Source organism: Candidatus Methylomirabilota bacterium (assembly GCA_035260325.1).
GTDB lineage: Bacteria > Methylomirabilota > Methylomirabilia > Rokubacteriales > CSP1-6 > AR19.
In genome coordinates this window covers 22,518-29,275 of the sequence record DATFVL010000159.1, presented here as the reverse complement: position 1 = coordinate 29,275, position 6,758 = coordinate 22,518, and the positions used below count along the sequence as shown (strand labels likewise).

The window sequence follows — 6,758 nt, the reverse complement described above, 5'->3', positions numbered from 1 at the left end:
CGTGGTCCTGGGTCTGTCCGAAGATGCGGTCGCCCGAGCACGGAAGGATGACCTGGGCCTCGCCCGTCTGCATCGTCGTGACGACGATGTCGGCGCAGACGGCGCGCCCCTCGAAGGAGGAGTGCAGGCGCCCGCCGCGCTTCCACAGCGCCGCCTGCGTCAGGCGCATCACCTGGGCCGGACTGGCGTAGACGCAGACCAGGTGGGGCTCGAATGTCGCGCGGTCGAGCGGAGCGACCAGGAGCGTCTCGTATTCGCCCGGGGCGAACTTGTCGATGGCGGCCTCGGAGCGCTGGCCCGCCTCCTTGGTTTCCGTATACATGCCCTCGCAGAGCGTGCCCGAGTTGTGGAGGTGCGTCGGCTTCTCGAAGCCGAGCGCGGCGATGCCGAGCGAGCAGATGTGGTCCTCGCGCGTGAGCGCGATCATCCAGCCGTACCGCCGGGACATGTCGATGACCTGGCAGTTCATGCTGAGCTTCTTGAAGTCGCGCGCCGGCCGCTTGGCCTTCTCGGGGATCGGCTCGCCGGGCCGGAGCATCCGGATCGCCACGGGAAAGGTCTGCGGCCGGATGTAGGTCTGCAGCTCCCGGTCCGCGGTCTTGACGTCGATCATGGGTCGCCTCCGCTGAGAGCGTACTACCTAGAGAACCCCGCGACAACAGAGTAGAATACCGCCCACTCGGCTCGAAGATACCGGTCGGCCCAGGGGGGGGCTCCACCATGCAGGCTCCAAGCGCGAGCTATAGCCTCACCGTGAGGTTGGCGATCACGAACCGGCCCGGGATGCTCGGGCGGGTGACGTCGGCCATCGGCAAGGGCGGCGGCGACATCGGCGCGATCGATCTCGTGGAGGTCGGCAAGTCCACGATCACGCGCGACATCAGCTTCAAGGCGCGCGACGAGCGCCACGGCCAGCAGATCGTGGACCGGATCCGCGGGGTCCAGGGCGTGAAGGTCGTCAACGTCTCCGACCGCACCTTCCTGATGCACCTGGGCGGCAAGATCGAGGTGCGCGGGAAGATGAGCGTCAAGACCCGCGACGACCTCTCGATGGCCTACACGCCCGGCGTCGCGCGCGTCTGCATGGCCATCCACCACGACCCGGAGAAGGCCTACGCGCTGACGATCAAGCAGAATTGCGTCGCGGTGGTGACCGACGGCACCGCGGTCCTGGGGCTCGGCGACATCGGGCCGAGCGCCGCGCAGCCGGTGATGGAGGGCAAGGCGCTCATCTTCAAGGAGTTCGCCGGCGTCGACGCGTTCCCGCTCTGCCTCGCGACGAAGGACGTGGACGAGATCGTCGCAATCGTCAAGGCCATCGCGCCGGTGTTCGGCGGGATCAACCTCGAAGACATCTCCGCGCCGCGCTGCTTCGAGATCGAGCAGCGGCTCCAGCGCGATCTCGATATTCCCGTGTTCCACGACGACCAGCACGGCACGGCGGTCGTGGTCCTGGCGGCGCTCGTCAACGCGCTCAAGATCGTCAAGAAGCGGCTCGCCGACGTGCGCATCGTGTTCACGGGCGCGGGCGCCTCCGGCATCGCGACGGCGAAGCTCCTCATGCGGGCCGGCGCCAAGCACATCATCGCCTGCGACCGCGCGGGCACGCTCTACCGCGGCCGGACCGACAACATGAACGCGATGAAGGAGTGGTTCGCCAAGCACACGAACGAGAAGAAGATCCGGGGGACGGTCGCCGACGCGCTCCAGGGCGCCGACGTCTTCGTCGGCCTCTCCGGCCCGGGCGTGGTCTCGCTCAAGGAGATCAAGGCGATGGCGCGCGACCCGATCGTGTTCGCCATGGCGAACCCGATCCCCGAGATCCTCCCCGAGGAGGTGGGCCCCTACGTGCGGGTGATGGCGACGGGGCGGTCGGATTATCCGAACCAGATCAACAACTCGTGCTGCTTCCCCGGCTTCTTCCGGGGGATGCTCGACGTGCGCGCCAGCCGGGTGAACGACGAGATGAAGCTCGCCGCGGCCCACGCGCTCGCCGCGATCGTCTCCAAGGCCGAGCTCGGCGAGGAGTACATCACGCCCTCGATGTTCGACGGCCGGGTCGTCCCGGCCGTCGCCACCGCCGTCGCCGACGCGGCCATCCGCACCGGCGTCGCGCGACGCCGCCGGCGCGGCGCGACCGCGTCGCGGTAGGCTGTGCGACGCCGGGACCTCCTCGCCGTCTGCTTCGCGCTCGGGAGCGCGCTCCTGGTCTGGCCGCTTCTCTCCATCCCCAACCGGCCGGTCCTGCTGCTCGGCGTTCCCGTGCTCGTGCTCTACCTCTTCGGCGTGTGGGCCGCGATCGTCGCCGTGCTCGCCTGGGCCGCGCGCCGGCCGGGGGGTGAGGACGCGCCGTGACCTGGCAGTCGCAGACGCCGATCGTCGCGATCCTGCTCGCGTACCTCTGCTTCCTGTTCCTCGTCGCCGCGGTCGCCGAGCGCTTCGGCCGGCGGCTCGCCGCGCCGCGCCTGCGGGCCGCGACCTACGTGCTCGCGATCTCGGTGTACTGCACGGCGTGGACCTTCTACGGGAGCGTCGGCCTCGCCGCCAACCGGGGCCTCGAGTTCCTCACGATCTACCTCGGGCCGGCGCTGGTCGCGCTCATGTGGCCCACCGTGCTGCGCAAGCTCGTGCGCGTGGCCAAGGAGCAGCGGATCACGACGATCTCCGACTTCGTGGGCAGCCGCTACGGCAAGTCGGCCTCGCTCGGCACGCTCGTCGCCGCGCTCGTGGTCTGCGGGATGATCCCGTACATCGCGCTCCAGCTGAAGGCGGTCTCGGTCTCGTTCCGGCTCATGCTGGGCGACTCGGGGGTGCTCTCCGGCTTCGACCCGACGCTCCTCGTGGCCGGCACGCTCGCCCTCTTCGGCATCCTGTTCGGCGCGCGCAACCTCGACTTCACCCGGCAGCAGACGGGCCTCATGACGGCCGTCGCCGTCGAGTCCATCGTCAAGCTCGTCGCGTTCCTGCTCGTCGGGGTGTACGTCACCTGGGGGCTCTTCGGGGGCTTCGGCGACATCTTCGGGCGCATCGCGCAGAGCCGCTGGGCCGAGCTGCTGGCGCTGGGCGCGCCGCCGGCGGCCTCGTACGCGCGCTGGGCGACGATGCTCGTGATCTCGATGATGGCGGTCATGCTGCTGCCCCGGCAGTTCCACGTGCTCGTCGTGCAGAACCCGCGCGAGCGCGACGTCCACACGGCGGCGTGGGCCTTCCCGCTCTACCTGCTCGCGATCAACGTGTTCGTCCTCCCGATCGCGCTCGGCGGGCTCCTCACGTTCGGCGACGGGGCCGCCGCGGACAGCTTCATCCTGGCGCTCCCGCTCCGGGCCGACGCGGGCCTCGTCGCGATCACCACCTTCCTCGGCGGCTTCTCCGCGGCGACGGCGATGATCGTCGTGGACTCGCTCGCGCTCTCGAAGATGATCTCGAACGACATCGTGCTGCCGTTCATCCTCCGCCGGCGCGGCTTCGAGGAGGTCTACTGGGCGAGCCTCGCCTCCACGCGGCTCGGCATCCTCGTGGTCGTGGCGCTCGGCTTCGTCTGGGCGCGCCTCGAGGGGGGCCAGGTCCTCCTCGTCGAGATGGGCCTGCTCTCGTTCATCGCCGTCTCCCAGGTCGCCCCCGCAGTCCTCCTGGGCCTGTACTGGCGCCGCGGCAACCGCAAAGGCGCGTTCGCCGGCATCTCCCTCGGCTTCGCCTTCTGGTTCTACACGCTCATCATCCCGGCCTTCGTGAAGGAGGGGCTCGTCTCGGCCCCGATGCTGGACGCGGGGCCGTTCGGCATCGCGTGGCTCCGGCCGACCGCGCTGCTCGGCCTCGACGGGCTCGACGCGATGAGCCACGGCGTCTTCTGGTCGCTGTTCGTGAACGTCGGCGCCTACCTCCTGGTGTCCGTCTTCACGGCGCAGGACGCGGACGAGCGCGGCCAGGCCGCGGCGTTCGTCGGGCTCGTCGAGAAGGCGGAGCCCTCGCCCACGCCGGCGATCCTGTCGGTGCCCGAGATCGAGCGCCTCCTCCATCTCTACGTGCCGGCGGAGGAGGCCGACGCGATCCTCCGCGAGCTGCTGGGTGGCAAGGCCCCGCGCCAGCTCTCGGTGCCCGAGCTCCTGGACCTCCGGATCCGCCTCGAGCGCATGCTCGCCGCCTCGCTCGGCGCCGCGGCGGCCCGGTACATCATCGAGGACCGGTTCACGATCTCGAAGGGCGAAGCGCAGCAGCTCGTCGAGTCGTTCCAGACGATGCAGCGCTCGCTCGGCAAGAGCGAGCGGCTGCTCGCCTCGGTGGTCGAGTCGGTGGCCGACTGCATCTTCACGACCGACGTCGAGGGGCGCCTCATCACGATGAACCCCGCGGGGCGGCGGCTCCTCGGCTATGCCGCCGCCGCGGCGCCCGCGCTCACCCACCTCGACGTCCTCGACGAGGCCGACCGGCGGCGCGTGGGGCCCGCCATCGAGCGCGCGGTCGCCGAGGGGCGGCCGTGGCTCGGCAACGTGACCGGCCTCACGCGGGCCAAGCGCCGTTTCCCGGCGTCCCTCGCGATCTCCTGCGTCTTCGACGAGCGGCGGCAGGTGCTCGGGACGGTCGGGGTCCTGCGTGACCTGACCGACCAGGTGGCGACCCAGCAGCGGCTCATCCAGCGCGAGAAGCTCGCGTCACTCGGCGAGATGGCCGCCGGCGTGGCCCACGAGATCCGGAACCCGCTCGGCGGCATCAAGATGGCGACCACCCTCCTGTCGTCCGGCGCCGTCGGGGACCCGCGGATCTCGCAGGAGATGGCGCAGTCCATCCTCTCGGGCATCAAGGAGATCGAGGCGATCATCGCGGATCTCCTGGACTACGCGCGCGAGACGCGCCTGGACTGCCAGGAGTACGCGGTCGGGCGCATCCTCGGGCCGGTCGTCGAGTCGTGCGCGGCCGAGGGCCGCGAGCGCGGCGTACGCGTCGAGGCCCAGGGGCTCGCCGCCGACCTTGTCGCGGCGGTGGACGGCCCGCGCCTGCGGCAGGTCTTCGCCAACGTGATGAAGAACGCGCTCGAGGCGACCGAGCGCCGGCTCGGCGGCCGCGTGGACGTGCGCCTGCAGCCGCGGGGCGCCGCGGTGGTCGTCGAGGTCGCCGACAACGGCGCGGGCATCCAGCCGGAGCACCGCGAGAAGATCTTCCTGCCGTTCTACACCACGAAGCCGACGGGCACGGGGCTCGGGCTGGCGATCGTGAAGAAGGTCATGGACCTGCACGGCGGCGAGATCGAGATCGACAGCGCGCCCGGCCGCGGGACGACGATCCGGCTCGTCATCCCGCGGTCGCCGCTGCCGGCGGCCGTCGAGGTCGCCCAGGGAGTCCCATGAGACACCGCATCCTCATCGTCGAGGACGACGAGATCTTCCTGCGCCCGCTCCAGCGCACGCTCGAGGTCGAAGGCTACGAGGTCCTCGTCGTCTCGAGCGGCGAGGACGCGGTGGAGCTGCTGAAGGGCGACGACGTGGACCTCGTGCTGACCGACAAGCGGCTCCCGGGGATCGACGGCGTCGAGGTGGTGCGCCGGATGAAGACGGACCACCCGGACCTCGCCGTGGTCGTGATGACCGCGTACGGCACGATCGGCTCGGCGGTCGAGGCGATGCGCCTCGGCGCCGAGGACTACCTCGTCAAGCCGTTCGACGCCGCCGAGGTCCTCATGGTGCTTCGGCGCGCCATCGAGTTTCATGAGCTGAAGGCCGCGAGCCGCGCGACCCTGCGGCGGAACCAGGAGCGCTTCACGCTGAAGAACATCGTCGCGCAGAGCCAGGCGATGCGGGACGTCTTCGAGCTCCTCTCCTCCGTGGCCGGGCTCGATACGACCGTCCTCATCCACGGCGAGACCGGCGTGGGCAAGGAGCTGCTCGCGCGCTCGCTGCACTTCTCGGGCGCCCGGCGCGACAAGCCGTTCGTCGCCGTGAACTGCTCGGCGATCCCCGAGGAGCTGTTCGAGTCCGAGCTGTTCGGCTTCAAGAAGGGTGCCTTCACGGGCGCCAGCGAGACCCGCCGCGGGGTGTTCCAGATGGCGAACGGGGGCACGCTCCTGCTCGACGAGATCGGCGAGATGCCGCTCGGGCTCCAGTCCAAGCTGCTCCGCGTCATCGAGGACCGGCGTGTGACGCCGATCGGCTCGGACCGGACGCTCGAAATCGACGTCCGCTTCATCGTGACGACCAACAAGGACCTGCAGGCCGAGGTGGAGCGCGGCGCCTTCCGCCGCGATCTTTTCTACCGCCTGTCCGTGATGCCTGTGCGCGTGCCGCCGCTGCGCGACCGCGCCGGCGACATCCCGCTCCTGACCCAGCACTTCCTCGAGGCCAGCGCCCGGCGCTCGAAGAAGCCGGTGAGGGCCATCGCTCCCGACGCGATGCAGGCGCTCTGCCGCTACGCGTGGCCCGGCAACGTGCGCGAGCTCGAGAACGTGATCGAGCGCGCGGTGATCGTCGCCAAGGGTGACACGATCGCCGACGTCGAGCGCTTCCTGACGGGCGACGGCGGGCGGCCGAAGGTGGACCTCGAGCTCCCGTTCCGCGAGGCGAAGGCGCGCGTGATCGAGGAGTTCGAGCGCGCGTACGTCACGGGCGTGCTCGAGGCCGAGGGCGGCAAGCTCACGGCCGCCGCGAAGCACGCCGACATGGACCCGAAGAACTTCCATGAGAAGCTGATCCGGTACGGCCTGCGCCGGCCCTCGGCGGGGCTCGGCGAATGAGGTAGAATCCACGGCCGGACCGACCAATCACCGTCTA

General features: G+C 70.4%; 5 protein-coding genes. 4 read left to right on the top strand and 1 reads right to left on the bottom strand.

The annotated features are described in order from the left end of the window. Positions 1-613, bottom strand: a 613-nt coding sequence (locus VKG64_10705) for a DUF169 domain-containing protein (protein ID HKB25513.1), incomplete at its 3' end; no start/stop codon positions are given. Between the two features lie 107 nt (positions 614-720). On the opposite strand from VKG64_10705, the gene VKG64_10700 reads away from it, so the two are divergent. The 4 genes from VKG64_10700 to VKG64_10685 are packed head-to-tail and all read left to right on the top strand — an operon-like array spanning position 721 to position 6,721. Continuing rightward, complete coding sequence (locus VKG64_10700) at positions 721-2,151, top strand: malic enzyme-like NAD(P)-binding protein (protein HKB25512.1); 1,431 nt, start codon at positions 721-723, stop codon at positions 2,149-2,151. A 3-nt stretch (positions 2,152-2,154) separates the two neighbouring features. Continuing rightward, positions 2,155-2,355: a hypothetical protein gene (locus VKG64_10695; protein ID HKB25511.1), complete on the top strand. Its 201-nt coding sequence runs from the start codon at positions 2,155-2,157 to the stop codon at positions 2,353-2,355. Beyond that, the gene (locus VKG64_10690) at positions 2,352-5,342 is read left to right on the top strand and encodes an ATP-binding protein (GenBank protein ID HKB25510.1); all 2,991 of its coding nucleotides are present in this window, start codon (positions 2,352-2,354) and stop codon (positions 5,340-5,342) included. Before VKG64_10695 ends, VKG64_10690 begins: the two co-directional genes overlap by 4 nt. Next, positions 5,339-6,721, top strand: coding sequence for a sigma-54 dependent transcriptional regulator (locus VKG64_10685; GenBank protein ID HKB25509.1), 1,383 nt, complete (start codon positions 5,339-5,341; stop codon positions 6,719-6,721). The genes VKG64_10690 and VKG64_10685 overlap by 4 nt, the downstream gene beginning before the upstream one ends. The last annotated feature ends 37 nt before the right edge of the window (positions 6,722-6,758 follow it).

Coding starts and splice junctions, on each gene's coding strand:
- VKG64_10700 (HKB25512.1), top strand. CDS start 721: ATGCAGGCTCCAAGCGCGAGCTATAGCCTCACCGTGAGGTTGGCGATC.
- VKG64_10685 (HKB25509.1), top strand. CDS start 5,339: ATGAGACACCGCATCCTCATCGTCGAGGACGACGAGATCTTCCTGCGC.